The organism is Pseudomonas sp. ADAK2, from assembly GCF_012935755.1.
Classification (GTDB): Bacteria; Pseudomonadota; Gammaproteobacteria; order Pseudomonadales; family Pseudomonadaceae; genus Aquipseudomonas.
The window spans coordinates 1,157,970-1,182,737 of record NZ_CP052862.1 but is presented as its reverse complement, the minus strand read 5'-3'; the positions used below and the strand labels follow the sequence as shown (position 1 = coordinate 1,182,737).

24 protein-coding genes are annotated in these 24,768 nt (G+C 59.4%); 8 read left to right on the top strand and 16 right to left on the bottom strand.

What is annotated here, in order from left to right:
- Window positions 1–115 precede the first annotated feature (115 nt).
- Window positions 116–1,864: a phosphoethanolamine transferase CptA gene (locus tag HKK52_RS05240; RefSeq protein ID WP_169369860.1), complete on the bottom strand. Its 1,749-nt coding sequence runs from the start codon at window positions 1,862–1,864 to the stop codon at window positions 116–118.
- A gap of 261 nt (window positions 1,865–2,125) precedes the next feature.
- Window positions 2,126–2,305 (bottom strand): DUF6026 family protein, encoded by a 180-nt coding sequence (locus tag HKK52_RS05235; RefSeq protein ID WP_169369859.1) that lies wholly within the window; start codon window positions 2,303–2,305, stop codon window positions 2,126–2,128.
- 273 nt (window positions 2,306–2,578) lie between these two features.
- Between HKK52_RS05235 and gnd the strand changes: the two genes are divergently transcribed.
- Genes gnd through HKK52_RS05220 form a run of 3 tightly spaced genes read left to right on the top strand, consistent with a single transcriptional unit; the run spans window position 2,579 to window position 5,900 of the window.
- Window positions 2,579–3,559 carry a phosphogluconate dehydrogenase (NAD(+)-dependent, decarboxylating) gene (gnd, locus tag HKK52_RS05230; RefSeq protein WP_169369858.1) on the top strand — a complete coding sequence of 327 codons (981 nt, stop codon included), beginning with the start codon at window positions 2,579–2,581 and terminating at the stop codon, window positions 3,557–3,559.
- On the top strand, window positions 3,556–5,079 hold the full coding sequence (gene zwf, locus HKK52_RS05225) for a glucose-6-phosphate dehydrogenase (RefSeq protein ID WP_169369857.1): 1,524 nt from the start codon (window positions 3,556–3,558) through the stop codon (window positions 5,077–5,079). Before gnd ends, zwf begins: the two co-directional genes overlap by 4 nt.
- Window positions 5,076–5,900, top strand: coding sequence for an HAD family hydrolase (locus tag HKK52_RS05220; protein WP_169369856.1), 825 nt, complete (start codon window positions 5,076–5,078; stop codon window positions 5,898–5,900). The genes zwf and HKK52_RS05220 overlap by 4 nt, the downstream gene beginning before the upstream one ends.
- A 115-nt stretch (window positions 5,901–6,015) precedes the next feature.
- On the opposite strand, the gene nhaB is transcribed toward HKK52_RS05220, so the two are convergent.
- From nhaB to HKK52_RS05205, 3 genes are all read right to left on the bottom strand, one after another.
- Entirely contained in the window at window positions 6,016–7,518 is a 1,503-nt protein-coding gene (gene nhaB, locus HKK52_RS05215; RefSeq protein ID WP_169369855.1) for a sodium/proton antiporter NhaB, read from the bottom strand.
- Window positions 7,519–7,584: 66 nt separating this feature from the next.
- Entirely contained in the window at window positions 7,585–8,874 is a 1,290-nt protein-coding gene (locus HKK52_RS05210; protein ID WP_169369854.1) for a hypothetical protein, read from the bottom strand.
- Window positions 8,875–9,137: 263 nt separating this feature from the next.
- Window positions 9,138–9,404 carry a hypothetical protein gene (locus HKK52_RS05205; protein ID WP_169369853.1) on the bottom strand — a complete coding sequence of 89 codons (267 nt, stop codon included), beginning with the start codon at window positions 9,402–9,404 and terminating at the stop codon, window positions 9,138–9,140.
- Window positions 9,405–9,747: 343 nt separating this feature from the next.
- Here HKK52_RS05205 and HKK52_RS05200 point away from each other — a divergent pair, with 343 nt between their 5' ends.
- Window positions 9,748–11,073, top strand: coding sequence for a sigma-54 dependent transcriptional regulator (locus HKK52_RS05200; protein WP_169369852.1), 1,326 nt, complete (start codon window positions 9,748–9,750; stop codon window positions 11,071–11,073).
- Between the two features lie 156 nt (window positions 11,074–11,229).
- On the opposite strand, the gene HKK52_RS05195 is transcribed toward HKK52_RS05200, so the two are convergent.
- The 9 genes from HKK52_RS05195 to HKK52_RS05155 form a co-directional block, all read right to left on the bottom strand.
- Window positions 11,230–12,510 carry a hypothetical protein gene (locus HKK52_RS05195; protein ID WP_169369851.1) on the bottom strand — a complete coding sequence of 427 codons (1,281 nt, stop codon included), beginning with the start codon at window positions 12,508–12,510 and terminating at the stop codon, window positions 11,230–11,232.
- 47 nt (window positions 12,511–12,557) lie between these two features.
- Entirely contained in the window at window positions 12,558–13,334 is a 777-nt protein-coding gene (locus HKK52_RS05190) for a hypothetical protein (RefSeq protein ID WP_169369850.1), read from the bottom strand.
- 33 nt (window positions 13,335–13,367) lie between these two features.
- Complete coding sequence (locus HKK52_RS05185; RefSeq protein ID WP_169369849.1) at window positions 13,368–14,048, bottom strand: C39 family peptidase; 681 nt, start codon at window positions 14,046–14,048, stop codon at window positions 13,368–13,370.
- 62 nt (window positions 14,049–14,110) lie between these two features.
- Entirely contained in the window at window positions 14,111–15,541 is a 1,431-nt protein-coding gene (locus HKK52_RS05180; protein ID WP_169369848.1) for a heme utilization protein, read from the bottom strand.
- Between the two features lie 52 nt (window positions 15,542–15,593).
- Window positions 15,594–16,166 (bottom strand): adhesin, encoded by a 573-nt coding sequence (locus tag HKK52_RS05175; protein ID WP_169369847.1) that lies wholly within the window; start codon window positions 16,164–16,166, stop codon window positions 15,594–15,596.
- Between the two features lies 1 nt (window position 16,167).
- Window positions 16,168–16,605, bottom strand: coding sequence for a hypothetical protein (locus HKK52_RS05170; RefSeq protein ID WP_169374184.1), 438 nt, complete (start codon window positions 16,603–16,605; stop codon window positions 16,168–16,170).
- Between the two features lie 318 nt (window positions 16,606–16,923).
- Complete coding sequence (locus HKK52_RS05165; RefSeq protein ID WP_169374183.1) at window positions 16,924–17,448, bottom strand: AAA family ATPase; 525 nt, start codon at window positions 17,446–17,448, stop codon at window positions 16,924–16,926.
- The gene (gene pnuC, locus HKK52_RS05160; RefSeq protein ID WP_169369846.1) at window positions 17,445–18,008 is read right to left on the bottom strand and encodes a nicotinamide riboside transporter PnuC; all 564 of its coding nucleotides are present in this window, start codon (window positions 18,006–18,008) and stop codon (window positions 17,445–17,447) included. Before pnuC ends, HKK52_RS05165 begins: the two co-directional genes overlap by 4 nt.
- A 77-nt stretch (window positions 18,009–18,085) precedes the next feature.
- Entirely contained in the window at window positions 18,086–19,720 is a 1,635-nt protein-coding gene (locus tag HKK52_RS05155; RefSeq protein ID WP_169369845.1) for a methyl-accepting chemotaxis protein, read from the bottom strand.
- 291 nt (window positions 19,721–20,011) lie between these two features.
- On the opposite strand from HKK52_RS05155, the gene HKK52_RS05150 reads away from it, so the two are divergent.
- Entirely contained in the window at window positions 20,012–20,842 is an 831-nt protein-coding gene (locus tag HKK52_RS05150) for an undecaprenyl-diphosphate phosphatase (RefSeq protein ID WP_169369844.1), read from the top strand.
- Entirely contained in the window at window positions 20,839–21,267 is a 429-nt protein-coding gene (locus HKK52_RS05145; protein ID WP_169369843.1) for a DUF1294 domain-containing protein, read from the top strand. Before HKK52_RS05150 ends, HKK52_RS05145 begins: the two co-directional genes overlap by 4 nt.
- A 193-nt stretch (window positions 21,268–21,460) precedes the next feature.
- Here HKK52_RS05145 and HKK52_RS05140 read toward each other — a convergent pair whose 3' ends face one another.
- The gene (locus HKK52_RS05140; RefSeq protein WP_169369842.1) at window positions 21,461–21,820 is read right to left on the bottom strand and encodes an MmcQ/YjbR family DNA-binding protein; all 360 of its coding nucleotides are present in this window, start codon (window positions 21,818–21,820) and stop codon (window positions 21,461–21,463) included.
- Window positions 21,817–22,725 carry a LysR substrate-binding domain-containing protein gene (locus HKK52_RS05135; RefSeq protein WP_169369841.1) on the bottom strand — a complete coding sequence of 303 codons (909 nt, stop codon included), beginning with the start codon at window positions 22,723–22,725 and terminating at the stop codon, window positions 21,817–21,819. The genes HKK52_RS05140 and HKK52_RS05135 overlap by 4 nt, the downstream gene beginning before the upstream one ends.
- Before the next feature lie 130 nt (window positions 22,726–22,855).
- On the opposite strand from HKK52_RS05135, the gene HKK52_RS05130 reads away from it, so the two are divergent.
- Together HKK52_RS05130 and HKK52_RS05125 are read left to right on the top strand one after the other, a co-directional pair.
- Complete coding sequence (locus tag HKK52_RS05130; protein ID WP_169369840.1) at window positions 22,856–23,467, top strand: FMN-dependent NADH-azoreductase; 612 nt, start codon at window positions 22,856–22,858, stop codon at window positions 23,465–23,467.
- Between the two features lie 262 nt (window positions 23,468–23,729).
- Window positions 23,730–24,767, top strand: a complete 1,038-nt coding sequence (locus HKK52_RS05125) for an alpha/beta hydrolase family protein (RefSeq protein ID WP_169369839.1) — start codon at window positions 23,730–23,732, stop codon at window positions 24,765–24,767.
- The last annotated feature ends 1 nt before the right edge of the window (window position 24,768 follow it).

Genomic DNA, 24,768 nt, shown 5'->3' with positions numbered 1-24,768 from the left:
AAGGCAGGCTGTGGGAGCGAAGCTTGCTTGCGAAAGCGGTGTGTCAGCCGACATAAATGCTGATTGACACGACGCCTCGCGGGCAAGCTTCGCTCCTACAGGGAGAATTGCGGGGTTACTGCTTGACCACTGCCGGCTCTGGAACCGCCGCAGTTTTCGGCTTCATCAAACTGAAATCGATCAGCGGACGTTCCTGGCGTTCATATGGGTTGCCGATCATCAGCGGTCGTGGCTTGAAGCTGTCGCTGACCAGGCTTTTGCTGCGGTCCAGTTCATCGAAACTCAACCCGGCCATGTCAGCCCAGGTGTGGATCAAGTGCGAGCTGCTGTAAGGGCGGCTCAGGTCGGCGGCAAAGTTCCAGTCGTGGGTTTCACGCCATTTTGGCGAGGCCCAGGCCATGAACGGAATGGTGTACATCGGCGCGGTCGGCTTGTTCTCGTTACGCCCCAGGGTGCTGTGGCCCGGGGAGTCGAACACGTCTTCACCGTGGTCGGAGAGGTACAGCAGGAAGCCGTTCGGATCGACCTTGGCGTAGTCCTTGATCAGGCTCGACACCACGAAGTCGTTGTACAGCACCGCGTTGTCATAGCTGTTGTAGGTCGGCACTTCGGCGTCGCGTACACCGGCCGGAACCCCGGCGCGATCCTTGAACTTGTCGAAGGTCGGCGGGTAACGGTACTGGTAGCTCATGTGCGTACCGAGCAGATGCACGACGATCAACTTGTGCGCCGCCGGGTCACCCAGGGCCTTGTTGAACGGCTCGATCACGTCGCCATCGTACTGGGCGGCGTTCTGGTTGCGGTTGTTGTTCAGGTACACCTGCTCGTCGGCCTGTTCGGAGAACGTGGTGAGCATGGTGTTGCGCTTGGTCATGGTCTGCTGGTTGGTGATCCAGAAGGTCTTGTAGCCCGCCTGCTTCATCATGCTGACCAGCGACGGTGTCGACAGGTACAGGTCCGGATTCTCTTCGTCGGCGAAGGTCAGCACCTGTTGCAGCGCTTCGATGGTGTAGGGGCGCGGGGTGATGACGTTATTGAAAATCGCCAGTTGATCCTTGAGCTTGTCCAGTTCCGGGGTGGTTTCCCGGTTGTAACCGTACAGGCTCATGCGCTGGCGGTTGGTGGACTCACCGATCACCAGCACCAGGGTCGATGGCTGGTCGGCCATGGTGTTCTTGAGGTTTTTCAGCGGCTCGATCTTGCTGGCATTGTCGAGCATGTCTTGCATGCCGGCCAGGGTGTCGAGGTAACGGTGATAGGCCACGGCCATCTGCCACGGCACGGCCGGCTCGATGCGGGTTTCGAACTTCTCGAAACCGCCGGCAAAACTGCCGGTGCGCGCGGTTTGCTTGATCAGCGGATAACCGACCACGGCCACCAGAATCGCGGTCGCGGCGACCAGTGCGCGGCCACGGGGCATGTACACCGGGCGCAAGCGGGTCCAGAGGAAGTAGGCGAACGCGGTGTGGGCGAGGAACGCGAACACCATCCACCAGGCAAAGTACTGGGTCATGTACTCGCCGGCTTCAGAGATGTTCGACTCGAACATGATGAAGATGACGCTCTGGGAAAACTCCTGCTGATAGATGAAGAAGTAGCCCAGGCTGGCCATCGAGCAGGCCCACAGCACGACGCCGATCAGCGCGGCCAACAGGCGGGTACGTTTGGGAAACAGCAGCATCGGCGCCAGCCAGATTGCGCTCATCACAAAGGCCTGGCGAAACCCGGTGAACCCGGAAGTCCCGGTCAACTGGATCAGCAGTTGGGTGATGCCCGAAAAGTACCAGAAGAACACAAACAGCCAGAGGAACCCGGCCCAATCGAAACCTGTCGCAGACGTTTTGCTGCGTTTGAACACTGCCATTCAGAACTCCCACCGGCATCAGCAAGCCACCGGCGTCATCAAACGAAACCCACGAGACACCACTGTCCGGGAACCGAACAGCCACAAGGATCGGGAGTATCGCTAGGCGAATGTGAAAACTTTGTGAGTTTTGTTCAGGGTCGCGACAGGTAACGAGGCAACCATTGGGAGAAGACTGTGTGGAGAGGGCTTGCTGTGGCGAGGGGGCCACCCTCACCACAAGACAGGTTCAGGACATCTGAAGAATGTGCTGCGGGGGAATCAGGCGTTCAACGCAGGCATCGACTGCCCGGATAGCTGAGCCTGTTGCTGCAACAATTGCCTGAGCTGCGCCACCTGGTTCTTCAAGGTGTCACGCTCGTCTTTCAATTGGCGCAGTTCATCACGACGAATCGTGACGTAGAGAGTTTGTGGGGGACGTGCGGTAACGATTGTGTCCATTGCTCACCTCGCAAATGGCCTGCATCAACTGTGATTGTGTCGTCCTTGGGAGCGACACCTTCACTATCGGCAGCGATTTTGATTTCTTTTGCCTGTGAATGGAACTTTTTTATTTTTCACGGTCGGTGTGTCTTTGCCACGATTCCCGACGTTATCAGTCTGGATCGGGCACAATGCCCGGAAACTTCATCCCGCCGCTCTGGACTAACCCACATTAGTCGCGTTGGGCTATAACCTTTGACACACTTTATTTGTAGTAAGGAGCATCAGCACATGCAACTCGGGATTATTGGACTGGGCCGCATGGGCGGTAATATTGCGCGGCGCCTGATGCTCAACGGGCATACCACCGTTGTTTACGACCGCAATACCGCCTTCGTCGAGAACCTGGCCAAAGAAGGTTCCACCGGCGTCGCCGACCTGCCAGCCCTGGTGGCTGGCCTGGCCAAGCCGCGTGCGATCTGGGTCATGCTGCCGGCCGGCGCGCCGACCGAAGACACCATCGAGACCCTGAGCAACCTGCTCGAAGCCGGTGACACCATCATCGACGGCGGCAACACGTTCTATAAAGATGACATTCGCCGGGCGAAAACCCTGTCGGAGAAAGGCCTGCACTACATTGACGTCGGCACCTCCGGCGGCGTCTGGGGCCTGGAGCGCGGCTACTGCATGATGATCGGCGGCGACGCCGAGACCGTGAAGCGCCTCGACCCGCTGTTCGAAAGCCTGGCCCCGGGCCTGGGTGACATTCCGCGCACCAAGGACCGCAAGTCCGACGACGACCGTGCCGAGCGCGGCTACATCCACGCCGGCCCAGCCGGCTCTGGCCATTTCGTGAAGATGATCCATAACGGCATCGAGTACGGAATGATGCAGGCGTTCGCTGAAGGCTTCGACATTCTAAAGACCAAATCGAGCGAAATCCTGCCGGAAGACCAGCGCTTCGACCTCAATGTCGGCGACATCGCCGAAGTCTGGCGTCGTGGCAGCGTGGTGTCTTCGTGGTTGCTCGACCTGACCGCCGATGCACTGGCCAGCGATCCGAAGCTGGAAGGCTATTCGGGCGAAGTCGCCGACAGCGGTGAAGGTCGCTGGACCATCGAAGCCGCCATGGAGCAAGCGGTGCCGGTACCGGTGCTGTCGAACTCGCTGTTCTCGCGCTACCGCTCCCGCGGGCAGGGCACCTTTGGCGACAAAATCCTCTCTGCCCAGCGCTTCGGCTTCGGCGGCCACGTGGAGACTCCGAAAAAATGACCAACACGATCCGCAGGAAATCCAAGGCAGAACCCGCACCACCGACCACGCTGTTCCTGTTCGGTGCCCATGGTGACCTGGTCAAGCGTCTGTTGATGCCGGCCCTGTACAACCTCAGTCGCGACGGCCTGCTGGGCGATGGACTGCGGATCATCGGCGTTGACCACAACGCCATCAGCGATGAAGCCTTCGCGCAAAAGCTCGAAGACTTCATTCGCACCGAAGCGGCCACCAAAGTCGGCAAGGGCGATCAGGTTCTTGATCCTGCCTTGTGGGCCAAACTGGCCAAAGGCATCAGCTACGTCCAGGGCGATTTCCTGGACGACAGCACTTATCAAGCCCTGGCGGCGAAAATCGCCGACAGCGGCACCGGCAATGCGGTGTTCTACCTGGCCACCGCGCCGCGTTTCTTCAGTGAAGTGGTGCGCCGACTCGGCAGCGCCGGCTTGCTGGAAGAAACCCCGGAAGCCTTCAGAAGGGTGGTGATCGAAAAACCGTTCGGTTCTGATCTGCAAACCGCCGAAGCCTTGAACGCCTGCTTGCTCAAGGTCATGTCGGAAAAGCAGATCTACCGGATCGACCATTACCTGGGCAAGGAAACCGTGCAGAACATTCTGGTCAGCCGGTTCTCCAACAGCCTGTTTGAAGCGTTCTGGAACAACCATTACATCGACCACGTGCAAATCACCGCCGCCGAAACCGTCGGCGTGGAAACCCGTGGCAGTTTTTACGAACACACCGGCGCCTTGCGGGACATGGTGCCCAATCACCTGTTCCAGTTGCTGGCGATGGTGGCCATGGAGCCGCCGGCCGCGTTTGGCGCCGATGCGGTGCGTGGCGAGAAAGCCAAGGTGGTGGGCGCGATCCGGCCGTGGTCCGTCGAGGATGCGCGGGCCAACTCGGTGCGCGGGCAGTACGCTGCTGGCGAAGTCGATGGCAAGCCGCTGGCTGGTTACCGCCAGGAGGGCAACGTCGCGCCGGACAGCAACACTGAAACCTACGTCGCGCTGAAAGTGATGATCGACAACTGGCGCTGGGTCGGCGTGCCGTTCTACCTGCGCACCGGCAAGCGCATGAGCGTGCGCGACACCGAGATCGTCATCTGCTTCAAGCCGGCGCCGTACGCGCAGTTCCGCGACACCGAGGTCGATGAGTTGCAGCCGACCTACCTGCGGATCCAGATCCAGCCCAACGAAGGCATGTGGTTCGACCTGCTGGCCAAGCGGCCGGGGCCGGCGCTGAAGATGGCCAATATCGAGCTGGGGTTCGCCTACAAGGACTTCTTCGAGATGCAGCCGTCCACCGGCTACGAAACCCTGATCTACGATTGCCTGACCGGCGATCAGACGCTGTTCCAGCGCGCCGACAACATCGAGAACGGCTGGCGCGCCGTACAGCCGTTTATCGACGCCTGGCAGCAGGACGCGAGCGTGCAGAGCTACCCGGCCGGTGAAGACGGCCCACAAGCCGCCGAGGACCTGCTGGCCCGCGATGGCCGCGTCTGGCACAGCCTCGGATGAGTGAGGTTGCGCAACATCCCATCCGTTTTCTGCTCAGCGACATGGACGGCACCTTGCTGCTGCCCGATCACAGCCTGAGCCAGCGCACCATCGACGCCTTCCGCGCATTGCGCGAGGCCGGAGTGTTGTTCAGCCTGGCCACCGGGCGCCCGCCCAAAGCCATGTTGCAGCAGATCGAGGCCCTGGGCGTCGATCTGCCCACCGCGGCCTTCAATGGCGGCACCATCGTCAAACCGGACGGCAGTCTGCTGGTCGCCCATTACTTGCCGGCGACCGCTGCACTGACCGCGCTGGCACTGTTTGCCGACCGGCCAGACATCGAAATCTGGGTGTTCAGCGGTGGCGATTGGTTGTTGAAAGACCCGAACGGCCCGATGGTTCCGCGTGAGCAGCACGGTTTGGGCTACCCGCCGGTGGTGGTCGAGAGTTTTGAGCCGTACCTGGAGCGCATCGACAAGATCGTCGCCACCAGCAACAACACTGACTTGTTGATCGAACTGGAAGCGCTGTTGCTGCCCAAGGTTGAAGGCCAGGCGCAAGTATCCCGTTCTCAGCCGATATACCTCGACGTGACGGCGATGCAAGCCAACAAAGGTGATGCGCTGGCGACACTGGCCGAGTACCTCGGCGTGCCGCTGGAGCAAACCGCGGCACTGGGCGACGGCGGCAATGACCCGGCGATGTTCCATCGTGCCGGGTTGTCGATTGCCATGGGTCAGGCGGAGGAGGCCGTGAAACGCCAGGCTGACGTCGTGACGGGCGCCAACACCGAAGACGGCGCGGCCCAGGCGATCGAGCGGTATATCCTCCCTCACGCGTAATGATCGTTCCCACGCTCCGCGTGGGAATGCAGCCCGGGACGCTCCGCGTCCCATTGGAACGCGGAGCGTCCCTTGAGGCATTCCCACGCAGAGCATGGGAACGATCAATGCGGGGTTACAGCCAGAAACTCACCGCATACCACCCCAAAACCCCCATCACCACCGTATACGGCAACGCCATCCACACCATCCGCCCATAAGACAAACGAATCAGCGGCGCAATCGCCGACGTCAGCAGAAACAGAAACGCCGCCTGGCCATTGGGCGTCGCGACGCTCGGCAGGTTGGTCCCGGTGTTGATGGCAATCGCCAGGGTCTCGAAATGCTCGCGGCTCATGTGGCCGGAGATGAACGCCTGTTTCACTTCGGTGATGTAGATCGTCGCCACAAACACGTTGTCGCTGATCGCCGATAACAGCCCGTTGGCGATAAACAGCATGCCCGGCTGTTGCTCCGCCGGCAGGGCCAGCACCCACTGAATCAACGGCGTAAACAGTTGCTGATCGTGAATCACCGCCACCACGGCGAAAAACACCACCAGCAGCGCCGTGAACGGCATGGCGTCCTTAAAGGCGTTGCCGATGCGATGTTCGTCGGTGATGCCGGTAAACGCGGTGATCAACACGATCACCATCAAACCGATCAGCCCGACCTCGGCAATGTGGAACGCCAATCCGGCAATCAGGATCAACGCCGCCGCGCCTTGCACCAGCAACGCCGCGCGCTGGCGCGAGGTGCGTTCGGCGTTGTCTTCGGCGGCATAGTTGGCCAGCACTGTGCGCACGTTGTCTGGCAGTAGCGTGCCGTAACCGAACCAGCGCAGCTTCTCCAGCAGCACGCAGGTCACCAGGCCGGCGGCCAGCACTGGCAGCGACACCGGGGCGATCTTCAGGAAGAACTCGGCGAAATGCCAACCCATCTCGTGGCCGATCAACAGGTTCTGCGGTTCGCCCACCAGCGTACACACGCCGCCCAATGCCGTGCCCACGGCGCCATGCATCAGCAGGCTGCGCAGAAAGGCGCGAAATTGTTCAAGGTCTTCGTGATGCAGTGTGGGCAGATGCTGATCGTCGCTGAACGCGCTGTCCTGGCGCGGATCGTTGCCCGACGCGACGCGGTGATACACCGAGTAAAACCCCACGGCCGCACTGATGATCACCGCCGTGACGGTCAAGGCATCGAGAAACGCCGAGAGGAATGCCGACAGGAAACAGAACATTAACGCCAGCAATGCCTTGGAACGCACCCCAAGCAACAGGCGCGAAAACAGAAACAGCAGCAGGTCTTTCATGAAGTAGATGCCGGCCACCATGAACATCAGCAGCAGGATCACCGGGAAGTTGTGCACCAGTTCGTCATACAGCGCCTGGGGCGTGGTCATCTTCAACAACAACGCTTCGACCAACAGCAGCCCGCCGGGCATCAGCGGATAACACTTGAGCGCCATGGCCAGGGTGAAGATGAATTCCAGGACCAGCAACCAGCCGGCGGCCACCGGCCCGACCGTCCACAACACCAAAGCGTTGAGGATCAGAAAGCCAACAATGCTGGCTTTGTACCAGCGGGGTGAATGCCCGAGAAAATTATGCGCGAACGCCTGGGCCATCGAACCGGACATCGGCTACTCCTTGTATTAAGAAGCGCGCAACTTGCCGTATGCGAAAGGGAAGATCAAGCGCAGGTGTTAGCTCAGGTAGCGCGCCACCACCGCCCGATAGTTGCCGTCCAGTGAATAACCGCCGACGACGATCCGGCCGTTGTCCTGCACGGCCAGGGAAGTGGCCGTGTCGAGACTGCGGCCCAGACGCGTGCGAACCCAGCCAATGCCGTTGGCAAAGCTGCGATCCAGATGCCCTTGTGGCAGATAGCGAGCGAGGATGAAGTCGGCTTCGACGCCGCCGATGGTGGCGCCGACGGCCAGCACGCTGCCATCCGGCTGCACCTGGGCGGCGGTCCATTGGCTGCCGCTGTGGCCGATTTCCAGGCGTTGTGGCTGGCCCCCGTTGCAATGATTATCCGGACGACCGTTGCTGTGCAGTTTCAGTGACAGGCAATGCATCGGGTCGCGGCTGCTGCCGAAACAGTGCAAGTCGCCATTGGTTTGCTGGACGATCTGGCTGATCTGCGCGCTGCGTCCCTGGGCCTTGAAGGTCATGAAGCCATCTACGGCGAAGCTGTCGTCCAGCGTGCCATCGGCGTGGTAACGCGCCAGCAGGCCTTCCTCGGGGAAATTGATCGCGCCGCCGGCCAGGATTCGTCCGTCCCGCTGCACCATCAGGCTGCCGAGCCAGGTATTCATCAATAGATGCCTGACCACGACGAAACCGCGGCCGTTGAAGTCGCGGTCCAGTGAGCCGTCGGTATTGAGGCGGATCAGCAGGCCGACGTGATCGGCCAGTTCGAAATGATGATTGGCCAGCAGCAGGATCCGCCCGTCATCCTGCACGCAGATGTCGCAGGCTTCGGCGCCCGGCACGCCGGGCGGCAACCAGTCGTCACGCAAACCCATGGACAGATCGCCCGGCAGCCGCACCACCAGCCGGCCCTTGTCGCCAAAGCCTCGAACCGGCTGGCCATCGGGGTCGAACAGCGCCAGGGCGGGCAGGGTGCGACGGGCGTTTTCGTAATGCAGGCCGGCCAGCAGGATCGACCCGCAAGGCAGAACATGGACCTTGCTGCCCATGGCCTCGAAGCCCAGCGCGAACTGACCGATCAAACTGCCTTGATTGCCAAAAGCCAGATCCGCCGAGCCATCCTCCAGCAGGCGGGCCAGGCCAAAGCGGCTACCGCCATGGGTACCAACCTTGGCCGCGACCAGCAGGCGCCTTTGCGGATCGAGGGCAATACCGTTGGCCATGCTGGAGGAGCTGCCGGCGAAATACACCTGGGTTTTGCCGGCGGCGGCAAAATCCGGATCGAGATGCCCGGCTAGATTCAGGGTGGCAGGGCGGGCCAACGCGGTTTGGGTTTGCATGCACGCATCTCCTTGCCAGTTGACCTTATCCCTGTAGCCGGGAGGGTCACGGCGCGTGCGAAACATTCAATCCCTGAATGCCTGGACGCACAACTGTCATAACTAACAGGTGGAGGGTCGCTGTGTGCCAGAACAGTGTCTTTTGGAACCACTGATAAGCTGGCCAAGTTCCATAAAGCAAAAGATCGCAGCCTTCGACAGCGCCTACATTGGAATACGATCCCGTAGGAACTGCCGAAGGCTGCGATCTTTTGGCTCTTTAATTAATGAGGCATGGACCACGACTGCAGCGTGTAGCCATCTTCGCTCAGCGCTTTACGTGCCTGTTCCAGCCGATGTTCAAGTTGTACCGGATCGGAATAAGCGCTGCATGGAATCTGCGCGCGGCCGACGCGGTTATTGGTGAGGTCGATGACACTCAGGCTGAGTTCGCCGTTGCCTTCTTGTGGCGCCCAGGCCACGCATTGAAAGGGTTCGAATGCGTGTTTGGCAATCAAAAGAGCTTCGTTGATACGGAGCGGGGCGGTCATGGGGTCTTCTCTCTGTATGCCCAATCAAGTGATGTGCCGTCGGTTGGGCTTACCGTTCGGCTGGTTACTTGTACTGATGCCCTCAATAGGGGGTCGGGTCACACACAATCCAAAGAAAATTCAACTTTCTTTCATATACTCAATGTTCGGGCCGTGTTTGAAAGCTGAATGAAAGGTTCAAGTCGTTAGGTAACTAACAAAACACCTTCTTATAACTAATTAGTTAAGACTCCTATAGTCAAACGATACAAGGCCCTGTCAAATTATTGCTAATGTTACAGCCAGGTCCGCCAAATGACTGTTTTTAATAATATTTCCTTAAATTTGGCGCCAAGGAACAGTCATGATAGAAGCGCCTGCTTTACGACGTCTGTTAGTGGTTGATCCTTGCGATGATTGCCACCGTCTTTTGCCGGGCTTGCGCGCGGTAGGGTGGGATGTCGACAGCTGTACGCTGGAAAACGCCGCCGATCGCACCTGCGATGTCGGGCTCCTGCGATTGCAGCCCTTCCACCTGGAGCGACCCGAAGCCGTCAAGGAATTGATCAGCCGCAGCGGCACCGAATGGATTGCCGTGCTCAACCAGGAAGTCCTGCGCCTGCAGAACGTCGGGGATTTTGTGTGCGAATGGTTCTTTGACTTCCACACCCTGCCGTTCGATGTGTCCCGGGTTCAGGTAACCCTCGGGCGCGCGTTCGGCATGGCGCGGCTGCGCGGGCAGGGCACGATTCACATCGATCAGCCAGAACACGAGTTGCTCGGTGACAGCAAGCCGATCCGCGAACTGCGCAAGCTGCTGAGCAAACTGGCGCCCACCGAGTCGCCCGTGCTGATCCGTGGTGAAAGCGGCACCGGCAAAGAATTGGTCGCCCGCACCTTGCACCGACAATCCCAGCGCCACAGCAAGCCCTTTGTGGCGATCAACTGCGGCGCGATTCCCGAACACCTGATCCAGTCCGAATTGTTTGGCCACGAGAAAGGCGCCTTCACCGGCGCGCACCAACGCAAGGTGGGGCGGATCGAAGCGGCGAACGGCGGCACCCTGTTTCTCGATGAAATCGGCGACCTGCCGTTGGAGTTGCAAGCCAATCTGCTGCGCTTCCTCCAGGAAAAACACATCGAACGAGTCGGTGGCAGTCAGCCGATTCCGGTGGATGTGCGGGTGTTGGCGGCGACCCACGTCGACCTTGAAGCGTCCATCGAAAAGAAACGCTTTCGCGAAGATTTGTACTATCGCCTCAACGTCCTGCAAGTGGTCACCGCGCCGCTACGTGAACGCCACGGCGATCTGTCGATGCTGGCCAACCACTTTTCCCATTTCTATAGCCATGAAACCGGTCGCCGTCCGCGCAGCTTCAGCGAAGACGCGCTGATCGCCATGGGCAAGCATGACTGGCCGGGCAATGTTCGCGAGCTGGCCAATCGGGTACGTCGCGGGTTGGTGCTGGCCGAAGGACGCCAGATCGAAGCGCGAGACCTGGGGCTGATCAGCCAGCAGACCGTCGCCGCGCCGATGGGCACGCTGGAAGACTACAAGACCCGCGCTGAACGCCAGGCCTTGTGCGATGTGCTTAACCGCCACAGCGATAATTTGAGCATCGCCGCCAAGGTGCTGGGGGTGTCCAGGCCTACCTTCTACCGTTTGTTGCACAAGCATCAGATCCGTTAGCGAGATCAGAAGATCGCAGCCTCGTTTCACTCGACAGCTCCTACACCGGAACCCCTGTAGGAGCTGTCGAGTGAAACGAGGCTGCGATCCTTTAATGATCCAAACCAAAAAAGCCCCGCTGCGGTTGAAGCCGCCGCGGGGCTTTGCTGTTGTGGATCAGAAGTAGTACGGGAATTTCAGGCTGAAGGAGAAGTCTGGCGAGTCGTCGGTCAGGCCGATGGCCAGGTTGGGCACGATCGTCAGGTTGTCGGAGGCTGCCAGGGTCATGCCGATGTTGAAGTTGGCCGAGTTGTAGTCGCTGTTGGAAATCGACTGCCAATCACCACCGTCCGGTCTGATTTTGCTCTTGCGGGCGAACTGGTCGGTGAACGAAAACGACATACTCATCTTCTCGTTCAAGGCGAATGCAATGCCGGCGCCGACCTGCCAGGAATCGCCCAGTTTCACGTCGCCTTTGACTTTGGAACCGACCTGCGGGCTGATGTCGCTGAAAGAGTCCTGCATGTTGTAGGTGTAGGACAGCGTGCCGAACAGCACGGCCGGGTCGAAGGTCTTGACCAGCGAGAGCCCCGGGGTGATCGCCCAGACACCATTGCCGGTAGGCAAGTCCTCGGGTACCGCGAGGTTATCGTTGGTTGGATCCTCGACCAGCTTGATGCCGTAAGGGTCCTTGCCGGTCGGCGCCTTGACGCGCAGTGTCGCGACCGCGTCGGGCCAGTTGGCCGACTCATCCAGAAACTTGTACGCAACGCCCACGTTCACATCGCCGATGGTCGGGTCGCGGGTAACGGTTGCGTCCGACGTCACCGGGCCTGCGCCACCCGCGCCGCCGGAAGAATACGTGGATTCGCGATAAACCACGGGGACGTTAATGTCGAACTGCCAACGTTGTGCCACGTTGTAGCGGGCGGTCAGGTCCAGGGTCCAGTTGTCGGCCTTGATGCGGTCGAGGTTGATGTTGCCGAGAAAAATCGAGTCCAGTGCCAGGAAGCCGTTGAGCGTCAATGCCCGGGTATCGTAGTGCGTGTAGGTCACGCCGGTTTCGAGGCTGAACTTGCCGCCACCGAAGAAGCCGCTGGCTTCGTCATACAAGTTGGAAACGCTTTGCGCAGGCTCCGAATCGTCCTTGAGCGATTGGCCGTATGAACTGCCAGTGGTTCCGGGCGCACCGGCGGCCACCGCCTGTCCACCCTTGACCGTTTCGGCGGGGGATTTGGTCAGGCGTTTGGGAGCAGGTGTCGCGGGAGCTTCTTCGACTTGGCGAACGCGTTGCTCAAGTACCATCAGTGCATTCTGTTGTGCTTCGTAACGCTGCTTCAACTCCATGAGTTCTTGTTTTAATGCTTCGACCTGAGGGTCCGGGGCTGCGTAGAGCAGTGTCGCCGGGGTCAGGCTACTCAAACAGACGATAGCTCTGAACGTTAACGATCGGTGCATGGGTTAGCCGTCCCTTCTGATTAGATCTGAATGAGACTGAGCGTAGATCAGAATCCGATAGTGCGAAGGCCTTTGAGCTGGTCCAGATTGCCACTTACAGACCCGGCTGTCGGCACGTTGTCACGCAGCACAACATTAAAGGACGTGAGGTTGCGAACCTGGTTGCTACTGCCGAGCAAAGTCGTGTTCTGCATCAGTCCACCCTGAGCCAGGCGTTGTACGGTACTGCCCTGGTTGTTGTTAGCCACGATGTTGAGTTGCACGCCAGCACCGGTCGAGGAAACGCTCAGCGAACCCGCGCCATTGTTGCCGACCAACGTCGAGCCTGCGGCCAATGCCTGGCCCTGCGGTTGCGTTGCCTGGCTGGCTTGTTCGACCTGGCTAGCCTTCGCTACGTTGATATCCACGTTGTTGTAGGCGGTGTTGTGGTCGCCGGCAGCGCGCACGACTTGAGTGACGCCTTCAGTGCTGTTGAGGCCGCCGCCGCCGGTGACGCTGCCTGTGCCTGTTGCCGTGCCTGCGTCGGAGCCTTGCGAACGCGTCTGGCCAGTAGGTTTTTCGTCGATCATCGACACATAGAACTGTGGCTTGATGGTCGATTGCTGGATATTCATCGAGGACCTCGCCCCGATCACTTCACCTTTGGCATTTTGCCAAGTGCTGGTCATGACAATGCCGAAACTGACGATCCGTCCCGGCATGACAAATCGGCCGCGCAGGGTCGCCAATTCCTGATCCTTCAGTTCAATGGGTTTGAACGTCTCTGCCTGGATCGGCAGGCTGGCGGCCAGGCAAACCATGGCCAGCCAGGTTGAAGTTTTCATTGGATGCTCCCGGAGCTTCATGCTCCCTTGTTATTAGAAGAAGTCGCTCTGGATGAATCCGAAATCCATCAACTCTGCGTCTTGCACCGGGCTGAACATGTTGACGCGGTTCTTGGCAGTCAGTGGCATGGGAGGGTCGAGCAGTGCGTTGGTTTTGTCGTAGCCCTGGCCGATGACGGCGAAAATGATGCCGTTCCAGCCTTTGACAAAATCATCGACGCTGAAACGTTTATGACCGAGTACCGGATCTCCGATATAGACCCAGCCCTTTTGGACTTTTTGCAAGACCACAAAGTGTTTGTAGCCACGGATGTCCATGAGGACCACTACCGGAATTTTGATCTCGTTCAACGTTTCCGTCGCGACCCGATAGCCACGGGCGCGCATGCCGATACTTTCCACGTAACGCTTCATGTCGAGCATGGAGAAGCCCTGGACGCGGACAAGATCTTGATCGGAGTGTGCCAGCATGCCTTCAATGATCTGATTTTCACTCACGTCCAGCCAATAGGCCTGGCGCAAGATGGTTGCCAGCGCCGCGGCGCCGCAACTGAAGTCGGTTTTCTGTTGCACCAGGTCGGCAAACTTACGTTCGCGTACGCTCTGGATCGGCTTGTACACCACCGCACCACCCGGCAGGACGGCAAGCGGCATTTGGGCAGCCTCGATCACACTGGCCACGCAAAGCAAAATTGCCAAGGCGATAATGCGCATGGTGGGATGCCTTCTGGTGGTGGTTGAAAAAGGCCCCCGTGAGGGGGCCCCAAAGACAGCCATTAGAACGATTGGTTGGAAATGGCCAGCGAGTTGCTTTGTTGGTTGCCCACACCAGCAGCCACGTTGACGCCCAGGTTGCCGCTGCCGCCATTCACCGAACCGCTCAGGGTTGCAGTGTTGGTCACAGGGTTGGCCCAGCCAGTTGGAGTCAGCACTTGATAAGAGTAGGTGTTGCTCAAATCATAAGAGCTGCTTTCGCTGTAGCTTTTCGCTTTGTCATACGCAGACTCGGACGATTTGCTGCCCGATTTTTCGTACGAGGAGTCAGACGACTTCGAGTACGATTTGTCGTACGATTTTTCAAACGACGAATCGCGAGATCTGTCGTACGAAGAATCGCGCGATTTGTCGTACGAGGAGTCGTGCGATCTGTCGTAGGATTTGTCTATCGATGCATCAAGCGTCGCGTCGAGCGATGCGTTCAGCGATGCGTCGGAAGACCTGCTGCGGGTGCGATCGCCGAAGCCATTGTTGAAGGTAGTGGAGCTGGAAGCCGCCGCCGCAGCGTCCAACGTAGCGTTCAAGGAAGCGCTCAAAGAAGCACTCGAAGAACCGCTTGCACTACTGCTGTTGGAACCGCTGGCATTGCTGCTGTTGGAACCGCTGGCATTACTGGCGCTGGAACCGCTTATATCCACGCTTTTTGAACCGCTGGCGTCATAGCTTCTGGAGCCGGCTGCGTCCCAGCTCGAAGAAGCGCTTTGACTGCCGCTGGCTTCGGAGGACTTGTCGCGAGAGAAATTACCGCTGGCCGAATTGGTCACGGTGATCGTATCCACGCGATACGTCCGATCGGCGTTGTTATTCACCACCAGGCCAGGACCTTGTTGATCGGCAGAAGCGGTGGCAGTTGCGTTACCCAGCGGGGCACTGGTGTTGGCAATGGCCATGGTGTTTTTCTGCTGGTTGAGGTCGCCGCCAGCAATGTTGATGCCCATGTTGCCGCTGCCGCTATTACCCGATCCGCTCATGACGGCAGAAGATGTGCTGCCGAAGTTGTTGACCCGGTTGTCGTTGCTGTATTGCTTGACGCTAGCGGTGGCGGAGGCAGTGCCGAACACGAAGCTGTTATCCAGACTGGAGTCTGAGGCAGCGTTTGCAATGGCGGCCGCGTTGTCTTGTTGGTTGCCGTTGCCTGCAGCCACGTTGACGCCGACGTTGCCACTGGTGCCTGTGGCAGAGCTGGTCATCTCGGCTTCGTTGACAGTCCCTTCGTTACGGATGCGGTTGCCGGTACTGCTCTGGTTATCCCAGGCATTGGCAGTCGCGTAAACAGGGATCTTTGTTGGAGGAGGAGTGTGGTGACCATTGTTGTTATGGCCATTGTTATGGCCATTGTGGTCGTTGTCGCGCTGCCCAGCTTGTACAGCAACAGCCATGACCGCAGCAATTGCGAAAACCAGAGGCTTGATTGCCATCGAAGGTTTCATGGTGATTCTCCGTACTTATTTTAGGTTAAGTGTTGTTTCCTACCTTTTTGGGTCAATCCGCGACCCGTACGCTCAGGGTGTTGGCCATTCGGTTTCCCACTCCGGCGCTCTGATTCAACTGGATTACCCCACGGCTACCGGTGAAAGCCTGATCGCTTGTGGCGACCTGGCGATAGCCTGGTGCAGAGTCAGTTGGATCGGAGTTGTTGATCAGCGCCACGTTCTGCTGCATGAGGACACTGTCGTCGATACTTTGCGGCTGTGTACTGATGCTTATCCGCAGGGCATTGGCTTGCTGGTTACTGGCGCCCGAGCTCTGGTTGACACCCAGTACGCCGTTGCCGTGGCTGAAGGAGTCGCCTTGAATGCTGGATCGAGCATCGATCCTGGGGTCGACTTGCGTACGCAGCCGTTGGCGAATCTGTGTGGTAGCACTGGCATTGGTGCCAATGGCGATGGCCCGGGCGTTGGCTTGTTGCTGCAGATCGCCCGCTGCCTGGTTGACCGAGAGGTTGCCCTGATACTGCGAGCCCGAACCGTTGATGTCGGCGTTATCGATGACGGGAGATTGGGCAAAGGACGACGCACTGCAAAACATGGCGATAATCAGCAGTGAGCGATTCATCTTAACGGTCTCCCGTCAGGATTTTGAGAGCACCCAGGCCTTGCTGGATGTTCGAATTGACCATGTTGGCAATGCCGTTGCCCGAATTTCCCGAACGTCCAGCGGGGAGGTTGGACAGTTGGGACTGGTTGCTGATATTGCCGCCCAGGTTGTTGGTGTTTTGAGTGACCAGGCGGTTGATGCCCGCACCGCTGGCGACGTTGGCAAAGTCGCCGTCGCTCAACTCGTTCGTTTGCGTGAGGATTTGTTTGGACGGGTTGGCATTGACGGTCGTGGGGTTCGGGTCGGGGATCAGCGGAGGAATCGTTGCGTTGCGCGTCTGGACATCACGTTTGATCGTGATGATGCCGTTGTCAGCCTGGACGGGCAGGCAGAAACTTGAGCCGAGAGCGCATCCGATCAGCAGGAGGCGGTAGATGCTTCTATCAAATTTCCCCACGGCGGCAATTCCTTCTGTAAATGGAACGCTGGCCCTTATCAGCGTTGCGAGGTAGAGAGCAGAAGGTGTGCCGGTTTTTGTTTTTCTATTAAAAACAGTTAGTTGAATCTTATTGTCGGGATGGTCAAAAAATTTTTGTAACGCCACTGAGACACAGCCGCGCAAAAAACGCCGTCGATGCTGGCGGCACTGCGTGCCAAAGCACTTATTGGCGACGTGTATCAGCGGCTTAACAGTTGTGTTCTGAAGGGGGAGGACCGCTTTAGTTCGCAGGTTTGCTTGGGAGGGGCTGTATCAGAAATGGACATTGCGGCACCGTCAGGCTTCAAGCAGGCGCCGCACAACCTCGAATGCCGTGTCCTTGCGTTGTTGCCAATCACCGTGCAGTACCTGATAGGGCTGGCGGTGCAGGTCAAGCCATTCATGGTTGGCCTGGAAAAATGCCTGGCGCTCTGCCAATTGCGGCTGGCAACGTTGCCCATCGTCATGCCAGGCGACGGTTTCAGGGCTCAGCAGCAAATGCAGGTCGTAGTGCCGTGCCAGCAATGCGTGCTCGATCCACGTCGGGCAAGCGCCAAACAGCGTGCGACTCCAAAGGATATTGCTCAAGAGGTGGGTATCGAGGATCAACAATGACGGTCGTTTGGCGCGTGCTTCATCTTCCCAGGCCAACTGGCCACGTGCGATGGAAGTAATGTCATCGTAGAAGGTGTCGCGGGCTTCGCTGTCAATGAAATGCCGAACGTACTCACCGACCAACAGGCCGCCAAAATGGGCGTGGATCTCGCTCGACAGCCAGCTTTTTCCGCTGGATTCCGGGCCTGTCAGCACCAGCACTTTCATGCGTGCAGCGCCGGATCGGCGCGCCATTCGCGCCAGCCTTGCACGGCAATCACGGTGAACAAGGCGTACAGGGTCGCGGTCAGGTACAGGCCCTTGTAGATGAACAGGCTGACAAAGATCACATCGAGGACGATCCACAGCGGCCAGCATTGCACGCGTTTTTGCGCCATCCATAACTGCGCCACCAGGCTGAAACCGGTCAGCGCCGCATCGAGCCAGGGCTGCGCGGCGTCGGTCCAGTGGGCCATGGCCGCGCCCAGCAGCAGGCTGCCGATGGCGCCGACGACCAGCCCGAACACGATCGAACGGGCCCCCAGTTCACTCACTTGCCGGCCGTCATGAGTATCGCCGGCGCGGGTCCACTGCCACCAGCCATAGAGTTGCAACGCGGCGTAGATCACCTGCAGCAACATGTCCGAATACAGCTTCACCTCGAAGAAGATCCAGCTGTAAAGCAGCACCATCACCAGCCCGATCGGCCAGCACCAGGGATTCTGTTTGACCGTCAGCCAGACGGCGATCACGCCGAGGGCGGCAGCAAACAGTTCAAGCCCGGACATGGGGGTTCCTTGGGGGAGTCGAAAGAGGGGGCGGATTGTAGCCGCAGGACCGGCCAGCGCAAACCCACAGGGATCCGTTACACGCGGAACTGTTTGAGCAACCCGTTCAATTGCTCGCTCAATTCCTTGAGGTGAACACTGGCCAGGCTCGATTGCTCGGCCGCCAGCGCCGTGCTGTGGGATAGCCCGGCTGCCTGGGTGACGTTCTGGTTGATGTCTTCCACCACGTGCGCCTGTTGCAGAGTCGCGCTGGCGATGGAGGCGTTCAGCCCGTTGAGGTTGCGCAGGGCCTGGCCGATGGCGCTCAGGCTCGCGCCGGCCAGCCCGGCCTGTTCGATGGTCAGTTGCGAGGCGCGACTGCTGTCGCTGATCACCTTGACCGCCGCTTCGGAGTGGTTTTGCAGGCGTTCGATCATCGCCTGGATTTCCGCCGTGGACTTCTGCGTGCGCTGGGCCAGCAGGCGCACCTCATCGGCCACCACCGCAAAGCCGCGACCTTGCTCGCCCGCCCGGGCGGCTTCGATGGCCGCGTTGAGGGCCAGCAGGTTGGTCTGTTCGGCAATCGAGCGAATCACTTCCAGTACGCTACCGATCTGGGTGCTTTCGGCAGCCAGGGTGCGAATCACTTCCACCGCCTGGTCAATGGTGCCGGAGAGTTTGTCGATCTGCTGCAAGCTGCCATCAATGTTGACCTGGCCTTGCTGCGCCTGGGACTCGGCGTCGCGCATTTCACTGGCGGCGTGCTCGGCGTTCTTCGCCACGTCCTGCACGCCGTAGGTCACTTCATTGATCGCGGTCGCCACCAGTTCCATCTGCTGGGACTGCTGCTGACTGCGTTGCTGCGCCTGCGCCGCATCGTTGCCCAGGTCGCTGGACGATTGGCCCAACGCGCTGGCGGACACCTGCAACTGGCTGATCACCAGACGCAGCTTGGCGGTAAAGGCGTTGAAGTGGTGCGCCAGTTGCGTGACTTCGTCCTGGCCGTGGGTGTCGAGGCTGCGGGTCAGGTCGCTTTCGCCGCTGGCAATGTTGGCCATGGCGTTCACGGTTTCCTGCAACGGCCGCACGATGCTGCGGGCAATCATGATCACCAGCAACGCCATGATCAGCGCAATCGCCAGGCCGATAAACGAGGCTTTCCAGACCTGGCCGTAGAACTCGGCCTGCATGTCATCGATGTACACGCCGGAGCCGATGATCCAGCCCCAGGGCTCGAACAACTTGACGTAGGAGGTTTTTTCCACCGGCGCACTGGCGCCCGGTTTCGGCCAGCGGTAATCGACCATGCCGGCGCCCTTGGCCTTGGCGATGATGACCATCTCGTTGAACAGCGCGAAGCCGTCCGGGTCGCGGATCGCCGAGAGATTCTGGCCTTCGAGTTTCGGGTTGGCCGGGTGCATGATCATCACCGGCGTCAGGTCGTTGATCCAGAAGTAGTCGTTCTGGTCATAGCGCAGACCGCGAACCGTGGTCAGCGCCTGTTTCTGCGCCGCTTCGCGGGTGAGGGTGCCGGCAGTTTCCAGGTCATGGTAGTAGTTGAGGATGCCACTGGCGGTCTGTACCACGTGCTGGGTCTTCTGTGCCTTGGCGTGGTACAGGTCGTCGTGGATCTGTTTGAGCATCAAGACGCCCAAGGTCAATAACATCACGATCGCCACGATCAAGATGAGCCACAAGCGTCGGCTGATCGACACACTGCGCAAGCTGTTCATAACGCTGTCACTCCAGATTCTTTTTCTTGTAATAAACGATCGCCAGCATCCAACCACACTTTGCCGGTGGGGCCTATCCGACCCAAGTCCAATTACGCGGCGGCGTAAACGGGGCTTGTCTGATAGGATTTCGGCCTCGCGCGGAAAAACCTGAATCCAAGTTGATTTTTCACGGAATTTTTACGGTTTCGTAGGGATCCTGTGCGCGCGGGACTTCAGCTACGCTGAGCGCAGTGAACGTACTAAAAATATTAACGGGGCAGGCCTTTGAGCACTGTCTTTGGGGGATTGATGGATCTTTGGACGGCCTTCCAGGCACTGATTCTAGGCGTTGTAGAGGGGCTGACGGAGTTTTTGCCCATTTCGAGTACCGGACACCAGATCATCGTCGCGGATTTGCTCAACTTCGGTGGTGAACGGGCCATTGCATTCAACATCATCATCCAGTTAGGCGCGATCCTCGCGGTGGTCTGGGAGTTCCGCCGCAAAATCCTCGACGTGGTCGTCGGCTTGCCGACCCAGCCGAGCGCGCGACGCTTCACCGCGAACCTGCTGATTGCCTTCATGCCGGCCGTGGTGCTGGGGGTGATTTTTTCCGATTTGATTCACCACTACCTGTTCAACCCGATCACCGTGGCCGCGGCGCTGGTCGTGGGCGGGATTGTCATGTTGTGGGCCGAGAAGCGTCAGCATGAAGTGCATGCCGAAACAGTCGACGACATCACCTGGCAGGACGCGCTGAAAGTCGGCTTTGCCCAGTGCCTGGCGATGATCCCGGGGACTTCGCGTTCCGGCTCGACGATTATCGGTGGCCTGCTGTTCGGGCTGTCGCGCAAAACCGCGACCGAGTTCTCGTTCTTCCTGGCGATGCCGACGATGGTTGCAGCGGCCGTGTATTCGGGGTTCAAGTACCGCCATCTGTTCGTGCCGGCGGACTTTCCGGTGTTCGCCATTGGTTTTGTCACCGCGTTTATCTTTGCGATGATCGCGGTCAGAGGCCTGCTCAAATTCATTGCCACCCACAGCTATGCGGCATTTGCCTGGTATCGCATTGCGTTTGGCCTGGTGATCCTGGCGACCTGGCAGTTCGGTTGGGTTGATTGGACAGCTGCCAAGCCATGAATGATTCCAGCGCGCGACATAACCCCGGCCGTAAATCCGGGGGCGAGGTCCAGCATCTACGCTTGAAACTGCTGGTGTTTGCCGCCCTCTGCGCGTTGCCGTTGTACGGCTCGCTGATGCTGTGGCTGCGCGCGGTGTCAGTGATTCCGCTGGCGGCCTACGGCGTGGTCAGCGTGGTGGCGTTTTTCCTGTACTGGAGCGACAAGCGCAAGGCCCGCGCCGACACCTGGCGCACGCCGGAAAACGTCCTGCACGCGGTAGAACTGGCCGGTGGCTGGCCGGGCGCCTTGCTGGCCCAGCAAGTGTTCCGGCACAAGACCCGCAAAGTCTCGTTTCAACTGGTGTTCTGGCTCATCGTATTGATGCACCAGGTATTCTGGATCGACCAGTTGTTCCTCGGCGCGAACTTGCTCGCCTTCTTCTAAAGGACACGCACATCGGATGTAGCAGCTGTCGAGCGGAGCGAGGCAGCGTTCGGCGGCGAAGCCGTCGTAAAACCTGCGCACTCGGACTTCCTGAAACACCGCGTCGCCTGACTTCACGACTGCTTCGCAGCCGAACGCTGCCTCGCTCCGCTCGACAGCTGCTACACGGGCCGGACGCAACCTTCGGCTGTTGTTACAGCAGCAGCCCGACCTGAGTGCGCTTGGGCAACTTGCTCACCACCAGCTGGTGGGAACGTTGCAGCAGCGCCTTCAGTTCTTCGGCGCCCAGCGGGTAGGGCGTCTGCATGATGATCCATTGCGCCCGGGCCAGGTACGGCGCCGGGTGAATGCCCGGTCGGTCGCAATGACCGAGAAACAGATCCTTGTCGACCTTGAACGCCAGGGACTCGCCCCGCAGGTTCTGCAAGGCGAACATCTTGTTCCCGGCAATCGAAAACACCCGCACGCCGCCCCATTTGTAATCCTCCCGCGCACCCGGCAACCCCAGGCAAAACTCGGCGACGTCCGCTTCGCTCATGCGACCAGCCTTCATATCAAACGGTCCCCACAGGCATTGAATGATTCGATCAAGTGGTCGAGCCAGGCGCGCACGGCCGGCATCACCCCGCGCCGATGAGGGTAGACCGCTTGCAGCCAGCCGCCAGGCATCGACCAGTCGGGCAGCAGTTGGATCAATGAGCCGTCCGCCAGCTCCGACTCGCAATACATCATTGGCAGCACCGTAAAACCCTGGCCGGCGAGGGCGCAGGCGCGGCGCACGATAAAGTCGTCGATGCCCAGCCGTGCTTCCAGCGCCAGGTCATAGCTTTTACCCTGTTGATCGAGCATACGGATATGCACCATACGGTCGGGCTCCAGCGCCCCGAGTACCGGTAAACCCTTGAGGTCTTCCGGATGGTTGATTTCCCGGCCGTGGAGGAAGGCGGGGCTGGCGACCATCAGCGTCTGCGCCTGACGCAGGCGTCGGGTGACCAGCAACGGGTCCTCATCGCCCAGTTCGCGTACGCGCAGGGCAACATCGACTCCTTCGGTGACCAGATCGACACGGCGGTTGACCAGCATGACCTCCAGCTGCACCTGCGGGTATTTCCCGAGAAAGTCGCTGATGATCGTCGGCAACATTTGATTGGCCAACCCTACCGGGCAAGACACCCGCAATCGCCCTCGGGGTTCGCTGGACATGCTGGCCACCGCTTCGTCGGCCATCTCCGCTTCCAGCAACATCGCCTGACAGTGGCGCAAGTAACGTTCGCCCACGGCGGTCAGCTTGAGTTGACGGGTGGTGCGTTGCAGCAGGCGCGCACCCAGGCGTTCTTCCAGCTCGGCGATGCGCCGCGACAGCCGCGACTTGGGAATTCCCAGCAAGCGCCCGGCCGCCGCGAAACCACCGGCTTCGACGACTTTGGCGAAATAGTAGAGATCATTGAGGTCTTGCATGGTCTGGGCTCGATCGTTCTATCAGTGGGACGAACTATCGCATTGTTGCGGGCTAATCAGCTATTGGTTTCATCTGTAGCATCAACTCCATCAGATCGCCCGGTGGCGATCCTCACCTGGAGATCCTTATATGAAACTGTTGCATATCGATTCGAGCATTTTGGGTGACAACTCGGCTTCCCGTCAGTTGAGCGGCGAAGTGGTGAAAGCCTGGCAAGCTGCTGACGCTTCGGCTGTCGTGACTTATCGCGACCTGGCCGCTGACGCCATCAGCCATTTCTCCTCCACCACCCTGGTGGCAGCTGGCACCACCGCTGAACTGCGCAACGCCGCACAACAGCATGAAGCGGAACTCAGCGCTTCGACCCTGGCTGAATTCCTCGCTGCCGACGCCGTAGTCATTGCCGCGCCGATGTACAACTTCACCATTCCGACCCAGCTCAAGGCCTGGATCGACCGCATTGCCGTTGCCGGCCAGACCTTCCGTTACACCGAAGCCGGCCCTGAAGGCCTGTGCGGTGGCAAGAAAGTCGTGATCGTTTCGACTTCCGGCGGTTTGCACGTGGGTCAGGCGACGGGTGTTGCTCACGAAGATTACTTGAAAGTGCTGTTCGGTTTCCTGGGCATTACTGATATTGAATTCGTTCGCGCCCATGGCCTGGCTTACGGTGACGAAGTCCGTACCAAAGCCATGACCGATGCCCACACACACATCAGCGAGCAACTGTTCGCCGCGGCATAAGACCTGTGTAAGGCTGGCGTAAAAAATACTAAACAGCTCAGGCAATACCCGAAAAACTCTGTATTCTGATCATCGTAATGATCAGTTACAGAGTTTTTTTGTTTTTGACGGTTTTATATGTAGTGGCCCAGGTTATGCAGTCGAGGGTTAACGTCCCCGTTGCGCAATGACCTTGGTGGCCGCCAACACTGGCACAAGGCCGCGTCCTCCGCATATCGGAGCACTACGGGCTTTTCAGCAAGTATCAAAGGTGGGGCATCCCATGGTGCGTCTTTGTGCAACGTTACTGATATGCCTGCTCAGCAGCCTGCTTTCAGTGCACGCCGCGCCGGGGCTGCATGCGCACTGGGGCGTCGGCTATCACGAGATGACGTTCCTCGATCCGCTGGACCTGCAGCCGATGCGCGCCATCGCCTTTTATCCCTCCAGCGATAAAGAACACACCAGCAAGCTCGAAGGCTACACCGTCGAGGCGAGCGAAGACGCCCGCGTGGCAATCGGTCGTTTCCCGATGCTGATGCTGTCCCATGGCAACGTCGGCACGCCGCTGGCCCTGCACGACCTCGCCACCTCGCTGGCCCGCAAGGGCTTTGTGGTGGTGGCGGTGATTCACCCTGGCGACAATTCCAAGGATCACAGCCGTCTCGGCACCTTGAGCAACCTGTACGGTCGGCCGCTGCAAATTTCCGAAGCGATTACCGCGACGCTCGGCGATGCCATGCTCGCGCCGTTCGTCAACGCCGATCAGGTGGGGGTGATTGGTTACTCGGCGGGCGGCGAAACGGCGTTGATCCTGTCCGGCGCCACGCCGGACCTGGATCGCCTGCGCCGCTATTGCCAGGAACGCCCGGACGATCGCGATGCCTGCAATACCCAGGGCGAACTGATAGTCGACCGTGACGATTTGCAGCCGGTGGCTGATCCGCGGGTCCACGCCTTGTTGCTGATGGCGCCGCTGAGCCTGAAGTTCGGCCGCCATACCCTGGCCGATGTGCATGTGCCGGTGCTGCTGTACAGCGGCGACGGCGACAAACTGGTGGCCTTCGACAAAAACGCTGCCGCCCTGGCGCGCAAACTGCCGACCGCACCGGACTTCAAGTTGCTGGCCGGGGCAGGGCACTTCGTGTTCATGGCGCCGTGCAACGAAGAACAGATCATTGCCATGCCGGCGTTGTGTACCGATGCCGACGGCGTTGATCGGGAAGACATTCACCGCAATCTGATCTCGGAGGCGGGGCGGTTCTTCTCCCATGCGTTGGGTAAACCGAGCCGGGCCGGGATGCAGACCGCCGATCAATAAA

Coding starts and splice junctions, on each gene's coding strand:
- HKK52_RS05240 (WP_169369860.1), bottom strand. CDS start 1,864: ATGGCAGTGTTCAAACGCAGCAAAACGTCTGCGACAGGTTTCGATTGG.
- HKK52_RS05235 (WP_169369859.1), bottom strand. CDS start 2,305: ATGGACACAATCGTTACCGCACGTCCCCCACAAACTCTCTACGTCACG.
- gnd (WP_169369858.1), top strand. CDS start 2,579: ATGCAACTCGGGATTATTGGACTGGGCCGCATGGGCGGTAATATTGCG.
- zwf (WP_169369857.1), top strand. CDS start 3,556: ATGACCAACACGATCCGCAGGAAATCCAAGGCAGAACCCGCACCACCG.
- HKK52_RS05220 (WP_169369856.1), top strand. CDS start 5,076: ATGAGTGAGGTTGCGCAACATCCCATCCGTTTTCTGCTCAGCGACATG.
- nhaB (WP_169369855.1), bottom strand. CDS start 7,518: ATGTCCGGTTCGATGGCCCAGGCGTTCGCGCATAATTTTCTCGGGCAT.
- HKK52_RS05210 (WP_169369854.1), bottom strand. CDS start 8,874: ATGCAAACCCAAACCGCGTTGGCCCGCCCTGCCACCCTGAATCTAGCC.
- HKK52_RS05205 (WP_169369853.1), bottom strand. CDS start 9,404: ATGACCGCCCCGCTCCGTATCAACGAAGCTCTTTTGATTGCCAAACAC.
- HKK52_RS05200 (WP_169369852.1), top strand. CDS start 9,748: ATGATAGAAGCGCCTGCTTTACGACGTCTGTTAGTGGTTGATCCTTGC.
- HKK52_RS05195 (WP_169369851.1), bottom strand. CDS start 12,510: ATGCACCGATCGTTAACGTTCAGAGCTATCGTCTGTTTGAGTAGCCTG.
- HKK52_RS05190 (WP_169369850.1), bottom strand. CDS start 13,334: ATGAAAACTTCAACCTGGCTGGCCATGGTTTGCCTGGCCGCCAGCCTG.
- HKK52_RS05185 (WP_169369849.1), bottom strand. CDS start 14,048: ATGCGCATTATCGCCTTGGCAATTTTGCTTTGCGTGGCCAGTGTGATC.
- HKK52_RS05180 (WP_169369848.1), bottom strand. CDS start 15,541: ATGAAACCTTCGATGGCAATCAAGCCTCTGGTTTTCGCAATTGCTGCG.
- HKK52_RS05175 (WP_169369847.1), bottom strand. CDS start 16,166: ATGAATCGCTCACTGCTGATTATCGCCATGTTTTGCAGTGCGTCGTCC.
- HKK52_RS05165 (WP_169374183.1), bottom strand. CDS start 17,448: ATGAAAGTGCTGGTGCTGACAGGCCCGGAATCCAGCGGAAAAAGCTGG.
- pnuC (WP_169369846.1), bottom strand. CDS start 18,008: ATGTCCGGGCTTGAACTGTTTGCTGCCGCCCTCGGCGTGATCGCCGTC.
- HKK52_RS05155 (WP_169369845.1), bottom strand. CDS start 19,720: ATGAACAGCTTGCGCAGTGTGTCGATCAGCCGACGCTTGTGGCTCATC.
- HKK52_RS05150 (WP_169369844.1), top strand. CDS start 20,012: ATGGATCTTTGGACGGCCTTCCAGGCACTGATTCTAGGCGTTGTAGAG.
- HKK52_RS05145 (WP_169369843.1), top strand. CDS start 20,839: ATGAATGATTCCAGCGCGCGACATAACCCCGGCCGTAAATCCGGGGGC.
- HKK52_RS05140 (WP_169369842.1), bottom strand. CDS start 21,820: ATGAAGGCTGGTCGCATGAGCGAAGCGGACGTCGCCGAGTTTTGCCTG.
- HKK52_RS05135 (WP_169369841.1), bottom strand. CDS start 22,725: ATGCAAGACCTCAATGATCTCTACTATTTCGCCAAAGTCGTCGAAGCC.
- HKK52_RS05130 (WP_169369840.1), top strand. CDS start 22,856: ATGAAACTGTTGCATATCGATTCGAGCATTTTGGGTGACAACTCGGCT.
- HKK52_RS05125 (WP_169369839.1), top strand. CDS start 23,730: ATGGTGCGTCTTTGTGCAACGTTACTGATATGCCTGCTCAGCAGCCTG.